The 19,295-nt window shown below is 71.2% G+C and carries 14 protein-coding genes; 11 read left to right on the top strand and 3 right to left on the bottom strand.

The features are described from left to right. Positions 1-7 precede the first annotated feature (7 nt). From FQ377_RS12675 to hemL, 5 genes are read left to right on the top strand one after another with little or no spacing between them, the layout of a single operon-like run. A complete protein-coding gene (locus FQ377_RS12675; protein WP_148601703.1) occupies positions 8-1,162 on the top strand; it encodes a ferrochelatase in 1,155 nt (384 codons plus the stop codon). After that, entirely contained in the window at positions 1,162-2,106 is a 945-nt protein-coding gene (hemC, locus tag FQ377_RS12670) for a hydroxymethylbilane synthase (protein ID WP_148601632.1), read from the top strand. The genes FQ377_RS12675 and hemC overlap by 1 nt, the downstream gene beginning before the upstream one ends. Before the next feature lie 6 nt (positions 2,107-2,112). Continuing rightward, entirely contained in the window at positions 2,113-2,994 is an 882-nt protein-coding gene (locus tag FQ377_RS12665; protein WP_148601631.1) for a uroporphyrinogen-III synthase, read from the top strand. Then, positions 2,991-3,977, top strand: a complete 987-nt coding sequence (gene hemB / locus FQ377_RS12660; RefSeq protein ID WP_148601630.1) for a porphobilinogen synthase — start codon at positions 2,991-2,993, stop codon at positions 3,975-3,977. The genes FQ377_RS12665 and hemB overlap by 4 nt, the downstream gene beginning before the upstream one ends. Positions 3,978-3,985: 8 nt before the next feature. Beyond that, a complete protein-coding gene (gene hemL / locus FQ377_RS12655) occupies positions 3,986-5,323 on the top strand; it encodes a glutamate-1-semialdehyde 2,1-aminomutase (RefSeq protein ID WP_148601629.1) in 1,338 nt (445 codons plus the stop codon). Positions 5,324-5,366: 43 nt separating this feature from the next. Here hemL and FQ377_RS14900 read toward each other — a convergent pair whose 3' ends face one another. Continuing rightward, the gene (locus FQ377_RS14900) at positions 5,367-5,888 is read right to left on the bottom strand and encodes a DUF1697 domain-containing protein (RefSeq protein WP_187393361.1); all 522 of its coding nucleotides are present in this window, start codon (positions 5,886-5,888) and stop codon (positions 5,367-5,369) included. Positions 5,889-5,910: 22 nt separating this feature from the next. Beyond that, positions 5,911-6,699: a 3'-5' exonuclease gene (locus FQ377_RS12645; RefSeq protein ID WP_148601627.1), complete on the bottom strand. Its 789-nt coding sequence runs from the start codon at positions 6,697-6,699 to the stop codon at positions 5,911-5,913. Between the two features lie 79 nt (positions 6,700-6,778). Here FQ377_RS12645 and FQ377_RS12640 point away from each other — a divergent pair, with 79 nt between their 5' ends. Genes FQ377_RS12640 through FQ377_RS12630 form a run of 3 tightly spaced genes read left to right on the top strand, consistent with a single transcriptional unit; the run spans position 6,779 to position 14,067 of the window. Then, positions 6,779-7,258, top strand: a complete 480-nt coding sequence (locus FQ377_RS12640) for an MGMT family protein (RefSeq protein WP_148601626.1) — start codon at positions 6,779-6,781, stop codon at positions 7,256-7,258. Positions 7,259-7,294: 36 nt separating this feature from the next. Continuing rightward, on the top strand, positions 7,295-10,654 hold the full coding sequence (locus FQ377_RS12635; protein WP_148601625.1) for an ATP-dependent helicase: 3,360 nt from the start codon (positions 7,295-7,297) through the stop codon (positions 10,652-10,654). An 11-nt stretch (positions 10,655-10,665) separates the two neighbouring features. Next, positions 10,666-14,067, top strand: a complete 3,402-nt coding sequence (locus tag FQ377_RS12630) for an ATP-dependent helicase (RefSeq protein ID WP_148601624.1) — start codon at positions 10,666-10,668, stop codon at positions 14,065-14,067. A gap of 15 nt (positions 14,068-14,082) precedes the next feature. Here FQ377_RS12630 and FQ377_RS12625 read toward each other — a convergent pair whose 3' ends face one another. Continuing rightward, positions 14,083-15,489, bottom strand: a complete 1,407-nt coding sequence (locus FQ377_RS12625; protein WP_148601623.1) for a phosphotransferase — start codon at positions 15,487-15,489, stop codon at positions 14,083-14,085. Between the two features lie 148 nt (positions 15,490-15,637). On the opposite strand from FQ377_RS12625, the gene nudC reads away from it, so the two are divergent. Genes nudC through FQ377_RS12610 form a run of 3 tightly spaced genes read left to right on the top strand, consistent with a single transcriptional unit; the run spans position 15,638 to position 19,285 of the window. After that, positions 15,638-16,597, top strand: coding sequence for an NAD(+) diphosphatase (gene nudC, locus FQ377_RS12620; RefSeq protein WP_148601622.1), 960 nt, complete (start codon positions 15,638-15,640; stop codon positions 16,595-16,597). Further along, a complete protein-coding gene (locus FQ377_RS12615) occupies positions 16,594-18,702 on the top strand; it encodes an ATP-dependent DNA helicase UvrD2 (RefSeq protein ID WP_148601621.1) in 2,109 nt (702 codons plus the stop codon). The genes nudC and FQ377_RS12615 overlap by 4 nt, the downstream gene beginning before the upstream one ends. After that, positions 18,689-19,285, top strand: coding sequence for a M48 metallopeptidase family protein (locus FQ377_RS12610; RefSeq protein WP_148601620.1), 597 nt, complete (start codon positions 18,689-18,691; stop codon positions 19,283-19,285). The genes FQ377_RS12615 and FQ377_RS12610 overlap by 14 nt, the downstream gene beginning before the upstream one ends. Positions 19,286-19,295: the final 10 nt, after the last annotated feature.

Here is a 19,295-nt window from a genome sequence, read left to right as displayed (position 1 = left end):
CGGCAGGATGGCGCCGAAGGCGTACGACGCCGTGGTGCTCGCCTCCTTCGGCGGACCGGAGGGGCAGGACGACGTCATCCCGTTCCTGCGCAATGTGACGCGTGGCCGCGGTATCCCGGATGAGCGTCTAGAGGAGGTGTCGCACCACTATCGCGCCTTCGGCGGCGTGAGCCCCATCAACAGCCAGAACCGCGCCCTCCGGGCCGCCATGGAGGCCGAGCTGCGGCGGCGCGGTATCGACCTCCCGGTGTACTGGGGCAACCGCAACTGGGAGCCGTTCATCGCGGACACCCTGCAGGAGGCATACGACGCCGGGCACCGCAGGGTGCTCGCCGTGACCACGAGCGCGTACTCCTGCTACTCGAGCTGCCGGCAGTACCGCGAGGACCTCGGAATGGCACTCGTGAAGACCGGGCTCGAGGGCCGGCTCGAAGTGGACAAGGTGCGCCAGTACTTCGACCACCCCGGCTTCGTCGAGCCCTTCGTCGAGGGCGTGTCCGCAGGACTCGCCGCGGTGCGCGCCGGTCTGGCCGAGCAGGACGCCGCCGACGCCCCGGTGCACATCATGTTCTCCACCCACTCCATCCCGATGGGCGACGCGGAAGCTGCCGGTCCGCGTGATGCCGACGGTGGTCCGGCCTACGAGGAGGGCGCGTACGTGGCGCAGCACCTCGCCACCGCCCAGGCGGTCCTCGACCGCATCCCCGAGGCGGCCGGCGTCGAGTGGTCGCTCGTCTACCAGTCGCGCTCGGGCGCCCCGCACATCCCCTGGCTCGAGCCGGACATCAGCGACGCACTGCGGGACCGCTACGAGAGCGGGGCGCGCGGCGTCGTGATCGTGCCCCTCGGCTTCGTCTCCGACCACATGGAGGTTGCCTGGGATCTCGACACCGAGGCGAAGGAGACCTGCGCCGAGCTCGGCATGGTCGCGGACAGGGTGCCCACCCCGGGCACCCACCGGAAGTTCGTCGAGGGCCTCGTCGACCTGATCCTCGAGCGCACCATCGAGAACAACATCGCGGACCGCCCCTCGACCACGCCCCTGGGCCCCTGGTTCGATGTGTGCCGGCCCAACTGCTGCGCGAACCGGCGGGGGGAGAAGCCCACCGTCGCGGCCGTCGACTCCACCGTGGGGACCCCGCTGCCGAACCCCGGCGAATAATGGCGATGATCAGGGTCGGTACCCGGGGCAGCGCCCTGGCGATGACCCAGACCACCACTGTCGCGGAGCGGGTGTCGGAGCTCGCCGGGTCGTCCTACGAACTGGTGCGGGTACGCACCGAGGGCGATATTTTGAAGGGCTCGCTCTCGCAGATCGGCGGCACGGGTGTCTTCGTCGCGGCGCTGCGCGACGCCGTGCTGGAGGGGCGCTGCGATCTCGCCGTGCACTCGCTCAAGGATCTGCCGACGCTGCCTGCGGACGGGCTGACCGTCGCGGCGGTGCCGGGGCGTGAGGATGTCCGCGATGCACTGTGCGCCCGCGACGGTCTCACGCTCGCCACGCTGCCCGACGGCGCCCGGGTGGGGACCGGCTCACCCCGCCGTGCCGCGCAGCTCCGGGCCGCCCGCCCGGGGATCGAGGTGGTGGACATCCGCGGGAACGTGGACACGCGCCTCGGACGCGTCGCCGGGCTCGTCAGCGGAGCGCCGGGAGACCTCGACGGCGTGGTCCTGGCGGCTGCGGGTCTGCGGCGACTGGGTCGGGAGGAGGCCATCACCGAACTGATCGATCCCGCGGTGATGCTGCCGGCTCCCGGGCAGGGGGCCCTGGCGGTGGAGTGCCGTGAGGGCGAGGCCGCACCCGGCGTGCGCGAAGCCCTGGCGTCCTACGACCACGCGCCCACACGCCTCGCCGTCACGGCCGAGCGCGCCGTCCTGCGTCGCCTCGAGGCCGGGTGCAGCGCTCCGATCGGAGCACTCGCGCACCTGCGGGGCGACGAGCTCGCCCTGGAAGCCGTGGTCTGCAGCCTCGATGGTCGGTCGATCCTCCGACTGACGCGCTCTGCACCCGCTGCGGACGTCGACGCCGCGGCGCAGCTCGGCCACGCCCTGGCCGATGAACTCCTCGCCGCGGGCGCGGCCGTCATCGCGCCGCTGACCTCCTAGGCTCCCGTGGCACCTGACGGACCCGGCCGGCCGGTGATCGTCCTGCGTCATCCCGCGCGCGCGGTGCGCCTGAAGACCGCGCTGGAGGGGGCGGGCTTCACCCCGTTCGCCCTGCCCCTCACGGACACCGAACTGCCCGGCGACACCGCCGCCGTCCACTGCGAGCTCGCAGCGCTGGCCCGGGGCGCCTACTCCTGGCTCGTGGTGACGAGCGGCAACACCGTGCAGGCGCTGGAACTGATCGCCCGCGACGGCGGAACCACGCTGGCGGACGTCGTCCGTGCGGGAAGAGCCCAAGTGGTGGCCGTGGGGTCGGCGACGGCGGAGCTCCTCGGCGGCGTGGGCGTGGACGTCGTCCTGGTCCCCGACGACGAGTCCGCCACCGGCATCCTCGCGGTCTTCCCCCGCGGCACGGGTGACGTGCTCCTGCCGCAGTCCGATCTCGCACCCGAGGATCTCCGCGCGGGTCTGGCCCGGCTGGGCTGGTCCGTGCGGCGCGTCGAGGCCTACCGCACGGTGGCCTCGCCGGCGGACCCGGAGCGCAGGGTACCCGGCGTCGAGGAGACGGGCGCCAGGCCGCCACTGCTCGATGTGCCCGCTGCCCTCGAACTCCTGTCCGGGACAGCACGGCCGATCGTCGTCTTCACCGCCCCCAGCGCCGTGCGGCACTTCCGCGCCAGACTGACCGGAGGGCCCGCCGACGTCGGACCGGGCACCTTCGCGGCGGTCGCCATCGGCCGCACCACGGCAGCGGCACTGCGCGCCGAGGGGTGGGGCCCGGCGGCGACGGCGGCCGACCCCACGCCGGAGGGCATCGCCGCGGCCGTCCGGGACGCGGCTGCACGCACCATCACGACAGATTACCGACCGAACGGAGATCGATCATGAGTTTCCCCCAGCACAGGCCGCGCAGGCTGCGATCCACCCCCGCCATGCGGCGCATGGTCGCCGAGTACCGGGTGCACCCGGCGGAGCTGATCCTGCCGGCGTTCATCCGCGAGGGCCTCACCGAGCCCTCGCCCATCTCGTCCATGCCCGGCGTCGTCCAGCACACCACCGATTCGCTCAAGCGCGCCGCGGCGCAGGCCGTGGAGCGCGGGGTGGGCGGCATCATGCTCTTCGGCATCCCCGAGCACCGCGACGCCACCGGCAGCGCGGGGATCGATCCCGATGGCGTCCTGAACAGGGCGATCGCCGACGTCAGGAGCGAGGTGGGGGACTCACTCGTCGTCATGAGCGACGTCTGCCTCGACGAGTTCACCGACCACGGTCACTGCGGGGTGCTCGACGCCGACGGCGCCGTCGACAACGACGCCACCCTGGCGCTCTACGCTCAGATGGCCGTGGAGCAGGCCAATGCCGGAGCCCACGTGCTCGGCCCCTCCGGCATGATGGACGGCCAGGTCGCCGTCATCCGGCAGGCACTGGACGAGGCCGGCCACCGGGACACCATGGTGCTCGCCTATGCCGCCAAGTACGCCTCCGCCTTCTACGGGCCCTTCCGCGAAGCGGTCGACTCCCAGCTCACCGGTGACCGCCGGACCTACCAGATGGACGCGGCGAACCGGAGGGAAGCACTCCTGGAGGTGGAGCTGGATCTCGAGGAGGGTGCCGACCTCGTGATGGTCAAGCCCGCGATGAGCTATCTGGACATCCTGGCCGACGTCGCGGCGATATCACCCGTACCCGTGGCCGCCTACCAAATCTCGGGGGAGTACGCCATGATCGAGGCCGCGGCTGCGAACGGCTGGATCGACCGGCGGCGCGCCATCGAGGAGTCGGTCCTCGGCATCAAGCGCGCCGGCGCCCAGCTGATCCTCACCTACTGGGCCTCGGAGCTCGCGCTCTGGCTCGACGACCACCACAGCTAAGGAACCCCATGACCACGCCCTCCACCACGTCGGACAGCCTCTACGAGCGCGCCCGCGCCCTCATGCCCGGCGGCGTCAACTCCCCGGTCCGCGCCTTCGGGTCGGTCGGCGGGACGCCGCGCTTCCTCGTCGACGCGCAGGGAGCCTATGTCACCGACGCCGACGGCACACAGTACGTGGATCTCGTCGGATCGTGGGGCCCGGCGCTGCTGGGCCACTCGCATCCAGACGTCATCGCCGCCGTCCACCGGGCCGTGGACCACGGGCTCACCTTCGGGGCCTCCACGCCCGCCGAGGCCGATCTCGCGCAGCTCGTCCAGCAGCGCGTTCCCGCCGTCGAGCTCCTGCGCATGGTCTCCACCGGCACCGAGGCCACCATGACGGCCGTGCGCCTGGCCCGCGGATTCACGGGGCGGAATCTGATCGTCAAGTTCGCCGGGTGCTACCACGGGCACGTGGACAGCCTGCTCGCAGCGGCCGGATCGGGTGTCGCCACGCTGGCGCTGCCCGGATCCGCGGGTGTCACGGAGGCGACGACGGCGGAGACCCTCGTGCTGCCCTACAACGACGTCGAGGCGGTCGAGGAAGCCTTCCGCACGCACGGCGCGAACATCGCAGCCATCATCACCGAGGCTGCCCCGGCCAACATGGGCGTGGTGACGCCCGCACCGGGCTTCAACGCGTTCCTCAGTCGCATCAGCGCCGAGCACGGTGCACTGTTCATCGTCGACGAGGTCATGACCGGCTTCCGCACGCACCCCGGCGGCTACTGGAAACTCACGGGCGGGGCGGACGACGCCGAGCATCCCTGGACCCCGGATCTGCTCACCTTCGGCAAGGTCATCGGCGGCGGCATCCCGGCCGCGGCCCTCGGTGGCCGGGCGGACGTCATGAACCATCTGGCACCGATCGGCCCGGTGTACCAGGCCGGCACGCTGTCGGGGAACCCGATCGCCATGGCCGCCGGCGTCGCGACGCTGACCGCCGCCACCGACGAGGTCTACCGCCACGTCGACGCGCGCTCCCTGGAACTGAGCCACGCCCTCTCGGACGCGCTCGCCGAGGCCGGGGTGGATCACTCGATCCAGCGTGCGGGGAATCTCTTCAGTGTCGCGTTCGGGACGTCGGAGCACGGGGTGTGGAACTACGCCGACGCGCAGGGCCAGGAGGCCTTCCGGTACGGGCCGTTCTTCCACTCCATGCTCGACTCCGGCGTCTATCTGCCGCCGTCCGTGTACGAGGCGTGGTTCCTCTCGGCAGCACACGACGACGCCGCAATGGAGCGCGTCCTCGCGGCCCTGCCGGCGGCGGCGCGGGCTGCTGCAGAAGCCGTTCCGACCGACTGAGCGCCTGCTCGCCGCTGCCACTGCGGCGGCGAGTCGTCGATGGTCAGGCCGTGAGCCGCACCAGTTTCGCGACGGTGTTGGCATTGCGGGCAGTGCCGATCACGCCGAGCCGCTTCTCGAACCACGTGGACTGGAGTTTCGACGTCGCCACGGACTCGGCGTGGCGCACGAACACCTCCCTGCCGTCCACCACGAACAGATCCGGGGTGCCGCTGGCCGGATCGAGCACAGTGTCCGCCCGTGGTGGTCGGTCGAGGAACACCGTCATCACCCAGCGGCCCTCCTGCGTTCCGACGAACGGGTTGCGGCGCGCGGCGGCGGCGAGTTGTCGGTGGGATCGGATGACGACGGGGAGATCGTGGCCGAAGCTTTCACGGACGGTCCGCCTGACGAGCTCGGCGCACGCTGAAGCCGAACGGCCCCCCGGCTCGAAGACGACGTTCCCCGCGACCTGCAGGGTCACCACCCCTTCGAGCCCGCCGTCCTCCAGCGCCGAGCGCAGGGCGGGCATCCGCAGGGCGGTGGGTCCTCCCACTCCTCGGATCAGCGCGACCGACTTCGACATGGCGCCAGCATAGCCGCGGGCGTCACAGGGCAGCAGGGCGCCCGGCGTCGACGGTGGTCCTGCCCGCCACGACGGTCCCGTCCTCCACAGCAGGCCTGTCCTCCACGGCGTTCCTGCCCTCCATAACCGGCCGCACGACGGGCCAGTCCCGCTCGATGAGGGCGCCGGGCTCCGTCCGCCGGAGGTACTCCTCGAAGTTCGCCGCCTGACGGGCCGCCCAGACCACGAGCGAGGCATGGAGCTCCGCTGCGGGCTTGCGGAGGAAGGCGTGCCGGTCCGCGAGGAGCCGGCCCACGCGCAGGGTCGCCAGGACATCCGCCGCGGACGTGTGGGCGTTCTCGAAATCCACGCCGTAGTGCTCGCACACCGCTGTGAGCGTGCGCTTGCCCCTGCGATACCGGTCGGCCTGCTTGTCCATGACGTACGGGTCGATCACGGGCGAGGGCACGGGCGTGTTGACGGCGTGGCGCAGGCCCTCCTGCGCGAGCACCGTGAAGTCGTAGCGCGCGTTGTAGGCCAGTACGGGTACGCCGTCGTCGAACAGTCGTGTCAGGACGGCGGCGATACCCTGTACCACCTCCGCCGCGGGGAGACCGTGGCTCCGGGCGTGCTCCGTGGTGATCCCGTGGATCGCCGCGGCACCCTCCGGGATCTCGACGCCGGGATCGGCCAGCCACTCGTGGTGCTCGAGGATCTCACCCTGGCCGTCCACGAGGACGACGGTCGCGGTGACGATGCGCGCGCTCGACGGATCGCGTCCCGTCGTCTCGAGGTCGAAGGCCGCCCGTGGTTCCTCGTGCCAGCTCGTCATGGTGACACGCTACCGGCGCGGTCCGACCAACAGGCATTGCGCCCCGGCGGACCCGGCGCTGCCGCTTAGTCTTGAACCCATGGAACCACCGAAGACCGCCCGGGGTGCGGCAGCGGCGGGCCTCGGGCCCACGGATACCGCGCCATCCGTGGATCCCCGTGCCTACGTGGAGGCCGTCCTCGCCGTGACCGGGCTGATCCCTGCCGGTCACGTCCTGACCTACGGCGATATCGCCGAGCTGCTGGGCCGCGGCGGTCCACGCCAGGTGGGCCGAGCCCTCTCACGCAGTACGCGGGAGGTCCCGTGGTGGCGCGTGCTGCGCTCCGGCGGGCTCGCGGCCAGGGGGTTGGCCGGTCGGGCCAGGCCGCACTACGACGCCGAGGGCACACCCCTGCGGGTGCCCGCCGAGGCGACCGACGACGCCGACTACCGCGTGGAACTCGCGCTCGCCCGGTGGTGGCCCTCCCCGCAGGAGCAGACCGCGATCGAGAACCTCGGCCTCGCCCTCCGCGCCGCGGGAGACGGCCAGGACACGGACTCCGGTACGTCCGTGGGCTGAGCGCTGATTGTCCGTGGAGTGTGGTGGGCTTGGACCATGACCAGCACCGTCGACGACGCTCCCGCCCGTCCCTCCGGCGCTGAACGGGACGGCTCGACCGAGCAGCCCACGAGCGGCTACGAGGCGATCCTCGAGTCGCTGCGGCACCTGTCCGGACAGGTACTGGTCCTCGGTGCCCCGGGCAGTGGCAAGTCCTCCCTGCTCACCGATCTCGCCGTCCGCCGGATCGAGGCGGGGACGCTCGATCCCGAGGGCCTCCTGGTGCTCGCGCCCACCCGCGCCGCCGCGACCCGGCTCCGCGACGAACTCACGGCGAAGCTCGACCGCAGCATCAGCACGGCGCCTGCCCGGACCTGGTCCTCCTATGCCTTCGACCTCATCCGGCGGGCCCGCGCCGAGGGGCGGATGCCCTGGATCGGGCGCGCCCCCCGCCTGCTCTCGGGAGCGGAACAGGATCTGATCATCAAGGAGCTCCTCGCCGGTCACGGGCAGGACGGCGCTCCCGGTCCCTCCTGGCCGGCGAGTCTGGCCCTGGCACTGCCCACACGGGGCTTCCGGCAGGAGATCCGCGATCTGTTCGACCGCGTGAGTGAATACGCGGTGTCCGCCGAGGAGCTGGCCGCCTGGGGGGAGCGCTTCGACCGGCCGGACTGGATCGCCGCCGCCCAGCTCTACCGCGAGTACCGCGATGTCCTCGATCTGCGCATGCCCGAGGCCTTCGACCCGGCGGGCATCCTCACGGCTGCCCGCGAGATCCTCGAGACGGACCGGGAATTCCTCGACCGGGAGCGTACCCGTCTGCAGCTGGTCCTCGTGGACGACTACCAGGAGGCCAACCCAGGCATCCACGCGCTCCTGGGCCTCATCGGTGCGGGCAACGACGTCGTCATCACCGCCTGCCCTGACACGGTGGCCCAGGGCTTCCGGGGCGCGCGCCCCGACCTGGCAGGACGTCTGGCCGCCCTCTTCACGCGTCAGGGCGGGTTGACGACCCTGACACTTCCCGGATCGCTGACCCTGAAGGGCCCGCTGGCGGACGCCTGGACCAATGTGGCGGCCCGTATCGCCACGACCGGTGTCAGCACGGCCTACCGCTCGCTCCCGACCGCACCACGAGAGGTGTCGGCAGAGGGATGCCCGGGTGGTTCCGGGGACGGGGGTCCGCAGCGTGGAGCGGCGGTCTCCGTGCATGTGCTCGACAGCGTGTTCCACGAACAGCGATTCATCGCCCAGCAGGCGCTCGAGGCCCATCTGTTCGGTGGGCGTAGCTTCGACGACATCGCGGTGATCGTCCGGAACGGTGCCCAGGTGGCAGCCGTCCAGCGCTATCTGACCGCGCAGGGGATCGCCGTGAACGTCCCGGCCGCGGAGACGGCCATCCGCGAGGAGCCGGCTGTACGACCCCTGCTCCATCTCTACGCCGTGGCCGTGGGGAGCGCGCCGCTCGACACCGAGCTGTGCATCTCCCTGCTCACCTCCAGGATCGGCGGGGCGGGCAGTCTGGAGCTCCGCCGGCTGCGGCAGCAGTTACGGCGTATTGAACTCCAGCGCGGCGGGGGCCGGACGAGTGACGAGTTGCTCGCCACCCTGTTCTCCTCCCCGGAGGAGATCGCCGAGCTCTCCTCCGAGGGGGCGCCCGTCCGGCGACTGCACCGGATGCTCGAGGCGGGCCGGGCCGCGGCGGACGAGATCGCGGCCGATGCGGAGACGGTCCTCTGGGCGCTGTGGTCGGCGTCGGGTCTCGCCCAGCAGTGGTCGGGTGCGGCCCTGTCCGAAGGTCCGTTCTCCGCCCGCGCGGACCGCGACCTGGACGCCATGATGGCGTTGTTCACCACGGCGGAGCGCTTCGTGGAGCAGGTGCCGGGCGCCGATCCCGAGCTCTTCCTCGAGTACATCCTCAACCAGGACATCCCCATGGACACGCTGGCCCAGCGGACCAGCAGGCAGGCCTCGATCTCCGTCCTCACCCCGGCCAGTGCGGCCGGGCGGCACTGGCCCATGGTCGTCGTCGCCGGCGTGCAGGACGGCGTCTGGCCGAATCTCCGGCTCCGCGGCGAACTCCTCGGGTCCGGGGAGCTGCGGGCCCTGCTCGATCACGGCGAGTCCTTCCGCAGTACCCGCGATCCGGTCTCCCTGCTGCAGGACATCCGGTTCGACGAGCTGCGCACCTTCTCGCTCGCGGTGTCCCGGGCGAGCCAGGAGCTCGTGTGCTGCGCCGTCTCGTCCCAGGACGAGCAGGCGTCGCCGTTCCTCGACGTGCTCGATCCGCTTCCTCCGGGTGCCGAGGCGAGGCCTCGCACGGAGGTGCTGCGGCCCCTCACCCTGCGCGCCCTGGTCGCGGAGCTGCGCCGGGTGGCGCAGGATCCGCAGGCGAGCGCAGCCCTGACCGGGGAAGCCGTGCGGCACCTGGGCCGCATGGCCGCGACGGAGCCGCCCGTGCCGGGTGCCCATCCGGCCCAGTGGTGGGGGCTCGCCGAGGTGAGCAGTGCTGCTCCTGTGGTTCCGGCGGACCAGCCCATCAATGTCTCGCCCTCGAAGGTGGAGTCCGTGCTGGCCTCACCCCTGAGCTGGTTCGTCTCCGCTGCAGGAGGAGAGCGGAACACCGACTTCGCGCGGTCCCTCGGCACCCTCGTCCACCAGATCGCCCAGGATCTCCCCGACGCGACCGGCCAGGAGTACACGCAGGAACTCGAGCGCCGGTGGCCGCGGCTCGGTATCAGTGACGGCTGGGAGGGACAGGCGGACTTCCGGCGGGCCGAGGGCATGGTCCGCAAACTCGCCACCTACGTGCTGCTGATGAGGAAGTCCGGACGCACCCTGCAGGCCACGGAGGTGGACTTCTCCGTGGATCTCACCGTGCTCGTCGAGGGTGCGCAGCGGACGGCCCGGCTCCGCGGCCAGATCGACCGTCTCGAGCGCGACGCCGGGGGCCGCGCCGTCGTCGTGGACCTGAAGACGGGCAGGAGCGCACCGACCGCCGCCGAGATCGAGCGGCACCCGCAGCTCGCGGCCTATCAGACGGCCGTGGCGTACGGAGCTGTCGCCGTGACGCAGGCCGACGACACCCAGGCCCACGACATCGAGACCGGTGATGTCGCGACTGCCGACGTCGCCGACGGTGCTCCTGCCGACGACGCCACGGTGCACGAGACGCCAGGGGGCGCCTCGCTCGTCCACCTCGGGACGAAGGCGAAGACCGTCGCGGTCCAGGACCAGCCCGCCGTCGGCGACGAGGACACCTGGGCGCTGGGCATGATCGAGGACGCGGCGGCGCTGATGGCCTCCGCCTCCTTCGACACCGTCCACGACCCGCGGCGGTCCGGATTCGGCGGCAGTGGCTGCCGGCTGCCCGAGATCTGCCCGCTCTGCGAAGAGGGCAAGCAGGTGACGCAGTAGTGGCGGCTGCGATGCCGGCTCCGACCTACTCGGCGAGGGCGCTCGCCGAGCTGCTGCACACCGACCCCGGAGCCCCGGTCCAGTACCCCACCGAGGACCAGGTGCGGGTCATCGAGGCGCCCCTGGAGCCACTGCTCGTCATCGCGGGCGCGGGGTCGGGCAAGACGCGGACCATGGCGGACAGGGTGGTCTGGCTCGTCGCGAACGGGCTCGTGCGCCCCGAGCAGATCCTCGGCGTCACTTTCACGCGCAAGGCCGCCGGGGAACTCGCCTCGCGGGTCCGTCTGCGGCTGGCGCAACTCTACGCAGCACTCGGGCGCGACGATGCGGCCGCCCCCGGCGCGGACGTGGTCGATCGCCTCGACCCGGCCATCTCCACCTACCACTCCTTCGCGAACGGGATCGTGCAGGACTACGGGCTGCGGATCGGCGTCGAGCGCGACTCCGTGATGCTCGGGACGGCGCAGTCCTGGCAGCTGGCCCACTCCGTCGTCGAGGCGTACGACGGCGACTGGGCGCACTTCACGGCGGCCAAGAGCACCCTCGTCAAGGCGGTGCTCGACATGGCAGGGGAGTGCGCCGAGCATCTGGTCAGCCCGGCGACCGTGCGCGCGGAGCTCCGGCGCCACCTCGTGCACGTCGGCGCCCAGGCCTACGTGGACGGGACCACGAAGGCGCCCACGCAGAAGGTGCAGGAGCTGCTCGACAAACTCCGCACGCGCGTCACCGTGACGGAGCTCGTGGAGACCTATTCCGCCGCGAAGCTCGCCCGCAGGCAGCTCGACTTCGGCGACCTGGTCTCCCTCGCCGCCCGGATCGCCCGCGACATCCCCGAAGCAGGGCAACTGGAGCGCGAGAAGTACCGCGTGGTGCTGCTCGACGAGTTCCAGGACACGTCCCACGCGCAGATGGTCCTGTTCTCGCGCCTGTTCGCGGACGGCCGCTCGGTCACCGCCGTCGGTGACCCGCACCAGTCGATCTACGGCTTCAGGGGAGCGTCGGCCGGACAGCTGGGTACCTTCCGCACGGCGTTCCCGATGATCGACGCGGACCGGCGTGCTCCGTCGCAGGTGGCGCACCTGTCGGTCGCGTGGCGGAACCCGACGTCCATCCTCGAGGCGGCGAACACGGTGGCAGCCCCGCTGAACACGCCCGCTCCCTGGCTGCGGACCACCCCTGCTCAGCAGGTTCCCGGCCTCGACGCGCGTCCGGGTGCTCCGGTCGGAGAGGTGATCCTCGGCCGTTTCCTGACCGACGCCCCGGTCCTCGGCGCGCCCACCGATGGTGCGGGCCCGTCCGGTCCGACCCTCAGCGAGGCGGAGGCGATCACGCGGGAGGTGCTGCGGCAGCGTCGTCGTTCCTTCGAATCGCACAACGGGGCGGCTCTTCCGCCCTCCATGGCAGTCCTGTGCCGGGGGCGCAAGCAGTTCGCCCCGATCCGCCGGGAGCTCGAGCGTGCCGGCATCCCGGTGCAGGTCGTCGGGCTGGGCGGCCTGCTGCGCACCCCCGAGATCGTCGATCTGCTCGCCACCCTGCGGGTCCTGGGCGACCCCGACAGGTCGGACTCGATGCTCCGGCTCCTGTCCGGAGCGCGGTGGCGGATCGGGCCGGCCGATCTGATGGCGCTCGGTGACTGGTCGCGGCACCTCGCGCGGAGGCGGGAGGCGATGTTCCGGCGCGGGACGGCGGTGGGGGAGGAGATCGACGACGAGCAGCTCCGCGACGCGATCGTGTCACCGGACACGGCCGAAGCGGGCAGCCTGGTGGAGGCCGTGGACCAGTTGCCGCCGTCGGACTGGGCGTCCTCGTCCGGCAGGGTCCTCAGCGCCACCGCGCGGCAGCGCCTGGAGGCGCTGAGGAAGGAACTGCGGGTGCTCCGCGGCTTCGTGGGCGACGATCTGGGTAGCATGATCGGGGAGGTCGAACGCACCATCCTGCTGGACATCGAAGTGGCCGCCAAACCCGGTATGGGGACCAACGAGGCGCGCCGGAACCTCGACGCCTTCACGGAGGCCGTGGCCGGGTTCGTCGCCACGGCCGACCGCGTCGATCTGCCGGCATTCCTCGCCTGGCTGGAGGCCGCGGACCAGGAGGAGGACGGCTTGCCCGTGACGCAGCTGGAGGCGAGCCGGGACGCCGTGCAGCTGCTCACCGTGCATGCCTCGAAAGGCCTCGAATGGGACGTCGTGTTCGTCCCGGGCCTCACCGCGGGTTCCTTCCCCAGCGACAGGGATTCGCGCTGGAGCAGCGGGAGTTCGGCCATCCCGTGGCCCCTGCGTGGTGATGCACCGGAGCTGCCGCAGTGGGACTGGGAACAGCAGGACCAGAAGGCGTGGCTGGCCAGTGAGGCTGACTTCACCGGGGAGGCGAGAGCCCACACGGAGCGGGAGGAACGCCGGCTCGCCTATGTCGCCTTCACCCGTGCCAAGCAGGTGCTGGTCTGCACGTCGTCGGTGTGGTCGGGTGGGCGCTCGAAGCCTTCCGGGCCGTCGTCCTTCCTCGAGGCGCTCACGGTCCTCGCCGACTCCGGGAGCCCCGGGATCGCCATGCCGCACTGGGTCACGGACGCCGACGTCGGCGACACCAACCCGGCGAACGCACGGCCCGAGCAGGCCACCTGGCCCATCGATCCGCTGGGACCGCGGCGCCCCGCCATGGAGCAGGCGGCGCAGGCTGTCCTCGAGCGGATTGTCGCGGCCGCTCCGGAGGAGGACGTCGACGATGGGCGGTGGGGTCGCGAGGTGCGGCTGGCGCTGGCCCGGCAGCACCGGGAGGGCGAACGGCGACCGCTCGCGTTGCCCGCGCACATCTCGGCGTCGACCCTGGTGGAACTGCGTGAGGACCCGGACGCCGTCATGCGGAACCTGCGCCGGCCGCTGCCCCGCCGGCCGGGCTCGGCAGCACGCAAGGGAACGGCGTTCCATGCCTGGATCGAGGAGTTCTACGGGTCGACGGGCATGCTCGACCTGGGGGAGTATCCCGGAGGCGCCGATGCGTACGTGGACGAGTCGCTCGGACTGGGGGAGATGGCGGCGATCTTCGAGCGGTCCGAGTGGGCACTGCGCGAGCCCGAAGCGGTGGAGGCACCGATCGAGACGCGGATCGGAGGGGTGGTTGTCCGCGGACGGATCGACGCGGTGTTCCGTGATGCCGATGGCGGATGGGATCTCATCGACTGGAAGACCGGACACCCGCCGGCTCCGGGACTGCGAGCCGCCAAGGCGGTCCAGCTGGCCGTCTACAGGCTGGCGTGGTCGAGGCTGAAGGATGTTCCGTTGGAGAAGGTGCGGGCAGCGTTCTTCTACGTCGCCGACAACCTCGTGGTGCGTCCGCACGATCTCGGTGACGCAGCCGAACTCGAGGCGATCGTCGCCGCGGCGCAGGAGAGCGGTTCAAACCAGTCTCCGGCCTGATATGGCCGCCTGCGCTCAGCGGCCGAAGGACACGATGGGAAGTGCTGTCGTCTCCAGCTCGTCGGGAGACTCCGGGCCCGCCCCGCTGTCCTCCGGCGCCGTGTCGTCCTGCCCCACGGCGCCCTCCCGTCCGGCTGTCAGTCGCGCGTGGGCCAGGGACGAGCCGGAGGCCGTTCCCGTGCCCGGCCGAGTTCCGTCGTCCGGTCCCGGGCGCCTCCGGTCGTGACCGTGGTCGTCCGCATCGCCGTCCCCGTCGGACGCCTCGGCATCGTCCTCGTCGGACGCTGGCAGCCCGCGTGCCTCGTCGGCGTGGCCGTCCCCGTCGGACGCCGCGGCATCCTCCGACCACCGCGGCGACGACGTCGCCCCCACGGCCGCGGCGCCGTGCTGGGCTTCAGTGCCCGGACGCGGTGAGGCCGTGTGCTCGTCGGATCCCTCCGCATCGCCCCACTCGATCCGCTCCTCCTCGGCGCGCAGGGCACGCTCGGCGGCCTCGTGCTGCTCCCGCTCGAGGGACTCGACGTCGGCCTCGAGCGCAGCGAGCATCTCCTCGGCCTCGCGGATCATCGAGCCGTCCCCGAGGGTGACACCGCGGACCAGCCACTGCGCGAGCGCGAATTCGGCCGCGAGCGCGGCGCGTCGGGGGAGATGCGGATCAACCGCTCCGGCCCGGGCTGTGGCATAGGCCTCATGGACCGCGTGGACGAAGTCCGTGTTCTCGGCTGCTGCGAGCCAGGCGAAATCCTGTGCTGGGTCGGCGACGCAGAGCTCTGTCCAACCGATCACGGCGGACACCCGTGGCCCCGAGAGGAGCAGATGGTCCTCGTGCAGGTCACCATGGACCACGGTGGGGGCGAATCTCCACAGACTCACGTCCTCGAGCGCGTGCTCCCAGCGGCGCAGCAGCACAGAAGGGATCCGCCCCGTGGTCGCCGCCTGATCGAGTTCGTTCAGTTTGCGCTGCCGGTACTCGTCGGCCTCGTAGCTGGGCAGGTCGGCTTGCTGGACCAGCTCCTTCGGGAGATCGTGGATGGCGGCGATGACGCGTCCGATCTCCGTCGCGACGGCGCGGTCGCCGCCGGCCAGGGCGGACAGCGACGCGGTACTGCCGGCGAGGTGCGAGTAGACGAAGGTGCTGAGTTCGCCCTGGCGGACGCTGCCCGCGAGGTGGGGGATCAGGAACGGGAGTTCGGCCTTCACCGCCGGTGTGAAGGCCCGGAGTGCCTGCACCTCGGTCTCGAGACGCATACTTGCCTCGACATGCCTCGGTGCACGGACCCGCCACTGTTTCCCGGACGCGTCCACCAACTGCGCGGAATCGAAATCCACGGCATCATCGGGGGTGCCGGCCACGCCCGTCGGAGCCAGGCCGGGCACGGCGGCGCTGGCAACGGCGGCAAGTTCCATGGGTGTGCGTTTCACACCCTCAACGGTAGGGCGTCCAGGCAGCGCTTTTCGACCCGGGGTGCGGTGAGTCGCCAGATGCACTACTCGTCTTCGGTCCTGCACTGCTCCTCCACCTCTCGGCACAGAATGCCTTTTTGGGGTTGCGAGAACGTACCGTAGAAGCATGGAAGAGACCCTCCGGACCCTCGCTCAGCCTCCGCTCGGAGAATTGCAGCTCTCACGTGCCGACTCGGACCGGAACGGCGAGTCGAGGATCACCGAGCAGTTCCTCGAGACGCTCTGGGAGACGGCCGGCACCAAGGTGCTGCCGATCGCCCACGGGAAGGCGCCCGTCACCGCTGGGGCGCTGACGCTGGTCACGCCCTCCGATATCGGCGGGCACGGCATCCTGGTCTATCTGGGCCGTGTCAACGAGGGAGCTGTCGACGCCGGGAACCACGTGATCCTCGCCATGCTCGAGGAGGCCGACCCCGAGCTGGCTCCCCTCGACCAGTGGCTGGGACTGCGCGACATCGCCACGTCGCTCGACGCCCGGGACGCCGGACTGTTCGTCGAGGCCGCAGCCGTCGCCAACTGGCACGAGACCACCACACACTGCCCTCGATGCGGAACACCCACCGTGGTGCGCGATGCCGGGTGGGTGCGCCAGTGCCCCAACGACGGGTCGCAGCACTATCCCCGCACCGACGCCGCCATCATCGTCTCCATCGTCGACGACGAGGACCGGCTGCTCCTCGGATCGGCCGTGGCCTGGCCCGAGAACCGCTACTCGACGCTCGCCGGTTTCGTGGAGCCCGGGGAGTCACTCGAGGCTGCCGTCATCCGGGAGGTCGGAGAGGAGGCCGGCATCGCGGTCGACTCGCCCCAGTACCTCGGGTCGCAGCCGTGGCCCTTCCCCGCCTCCCTCATGCTCGGTTTCACCGCGCACGCCGCGACCACCGATGTCCGCCCCGATCTTTCTGAGATCCGCTCCCTGCGCTGGTTCACCCGGGCGGAGCTGTTCGCGGAACTCCGGGAGGGCTCGATCGCCGTCGCCGGTGGAGTATCCATCGCCCGTGCGCTGATCGAGCGCTGGTACGGCGGATCGTTGGACGAGGAGCCGTCCCGGACCGGTGAGCGGTGACCGGCGTCCTGCTCGAGGACAGCATCCTCGAGGGGCTCGACGACGAACAGCGGGCGGTCGCGACCACGCTCAGCGGTCCGCTCTGCGTCCTGGCCGGGGCGGGAACGGGCAAGACGCGCGCCATCACCCACCGCATCGCCTACGGCGTCCGCACCGGCGTGTACAAGCCGCAGCAGGTCCTGGCCGTGACCTTCACCGCGCGGGCCGCCGCCGAGATGCGCACGAGACTCCGGGACCTCGGGGCCGCCGGCGTCCAGGCGCGGACCTTCCACGCGGCCGCACTGCGTCAGCTGCAGTACTTCTGGCCGCAGGCCGTGGGTGGGACACTGCCGGCGCTCGTGGACCACAAGGCACAGCTCATCGCCGAATCGGCGCGGCGGCTGCGCGTCACCACCGATCGGGCCGCCATCCGCGATGTCGCGGCGGAGATCGAGTGGGCGAAGGTGTCCATGCTCACCCCCGACGCGTACATGGGTGCGGCGGTCGGGAGATCGGAGCCCGCCGGTATGGACCTGACCACGGTGTCCCGCATCTTCTCGGCCTACGAGGACCTCAAGCTCGACCGCAATCTGATCGATTTCGAGGACGTCCTCCTCAGTACCGTCGGGATCCTCGAGGACGACGAGCGGATCGCCGCCACGGTCCGTGCCCAGTACCGGCACTTCGTGGTGGACGAGTACCAGGACGTCTCTCCACTGCAGCAGCGCCTGCTCGATCTCTGGCTGGGTGAGCGGCGGGAGCTGTGCGTGGTCGGCGACGCGAGCCAGACCATCTATTCCTTCACGGGAGCGTCCTCACGCCATCTGCTCGACTTCACCAAGCGCTACGAGGGTGCCCAGGTGGTGAGGCTGGTGCGCGACTACCGGTCAACGCCGCAGGTGGTCAAGGCGGCGAACACCCTTTTGGCGGCCCGGAGCAAGGAGGCCGACAGATCGACGGCCGGCACCACCTGGTCCGCGCCGCTCGAACTCGTCGCGCAGCAGCAGGCGGGCCCAGAACCCGCCTTCACGGAGTGCAGCGATGACGAGGCCGAAGCCACGGAGTGCGTCCGGCGCATCGGTGCCCTGCTCGACCAGGGGGTCAAGGCGAGCGAGATCGCCATCCTGTACCGGACGAACGGGCAGTCGGAGGCCTACGAGCAGGCCCTCGCGAGTGCCGGCATCGGCTACCAGCTCCGCGGTGGCGAACGCTTCTTCCAGCGCCGCGAGGTCCGTGACGCGCTGCTGCAGCTGCGGGCTGCCGCACGCACCCAGGGCGATGAGGATGTTCCCCAGCAGGTGCGCGACGTCCTCGCCTCGCTCGGCTACACCTCCGTGGCGCCGCAGAACTCCGGCGCCGTCCGGGAGAAGTGGGAATCGCTCGCGGCCCTGGTGGGACTCGCGGACGAGCTCGCACGCGTGCGCGGAGCCGAGGCCCTCACTCTGCAGCTCTTCGTGGCCGAGCTCGAGGAACGCGCCGCAGCCCAGCACGCACCGACGGTCCAGGGCGTCACCTTGGCCTCCCTGCACTCTGCCAAGGGCCTCGAGTGGGATGCCGTGTTCCTCGTGGGACTCAGTGAGGGTCTGATGCCCATCTCGTTCGCCGATACCCAGGAGGCGGTCGACGAGGAACGGCGCCTGCTGTACGTCGGGATCACCCGGGCACGCCGGCATCTCGCCATGTCCTGGTCCACCTCGCGCTCGCCGGGCGGACGTGCCAGCCGGAAGCCCTCCCGCTTCCTCGACGCGCTCAGGCCCGCAGGGACCGGGCAGGCAGCCTTTCGCCAACCCCGCGCGAAGGCAGCGCGGAAGAGCGCCGGCCCGGTGACCTGCCGGGTCTGCAAGCGGCCCCTGCTGACTGGATCGGAGCGGAAGATCGGCCGATGCAACGACTGCCCGGTGAGTTACGAGGAGGAGACGTTCGAGGCGCTGCGCGCGTGGCGGCTGGGCGAAGCCCGTGAGAAGGATGTCCCGGCGTTCGTGATCTTCACCGACGCGACGCTCGTGTCCATCGCGGAGGCGCGGCCGGAGTCCCTCGATCAGCTCGGCGAGCTGGCGGGTATCGGCTCCGCGAAGCTGGAGCGGTACGGTGAAGCCGTGCTCGGGATCATCGGTGACAACGCCTGACCCTGGGGCGGGGCCGGGCCGTCCACGGGTCGAGGTCCGGCGCTCGGCGCGGCGCAAACGTACCGTCAGCGCGGACCTGCGCGACGGCGTCCTCCGTGTCCTGATCCCCGGTCACTTCTCCCCGGGGGAGGAACGCCTCTGGGTGAAGAAGATGGTGGAGAAGATGGCGGCGAAATACCCTCCAGCGCCGTGTCCCGAGAACCTCCCGCTCCCTGCATTGCGGGAGCGGGCCGAGGGCCTCGCGCGACGTTTCCTCGACGGCAGGGGAGTGCCGTCGGCGATCGTGTGGGTCACGAACCAGAACACACGCTGGGCATCGGCTACTCCGGCGCGTCGCACCATTCGTCTGTCGCACAGACTGCAGGGCATGCCGGACTGGGTGGTGGACTACGTGATCCTGCACGAGATGGCCCACCTGATCGAGCCTTCCCACAGCGCCGCCTTCTGGCGCCTGCTCTCGGAATACCCCAGGACGGACCTGGCGAAGGCCTTCCTCGACGGTGCCTCGTTCGGGTCCCAGCGGTGGTCTCGGGGCGGACAGCCGAGCCGGCCGGATTCTGACGACCCCGCGCCCGCTCCGTAGACCCCGGAGT

Origin of the sequence: Arthrobacter echini (assembly GCF_008107445.1) — a bacterium.
In the GTDB taxonomy this organism is placed as follows: Bacteria; Actinomycetota; Actinomycetes; order Actinomycetales; family Micrococcaceae; genus Arthrobacter_D; species Arthrobacter_D echini_A.
Note: the sequence above shows the minus strand (reverse complement) of the source record. Positions and strands in the feature narration are given on the sequence as shown.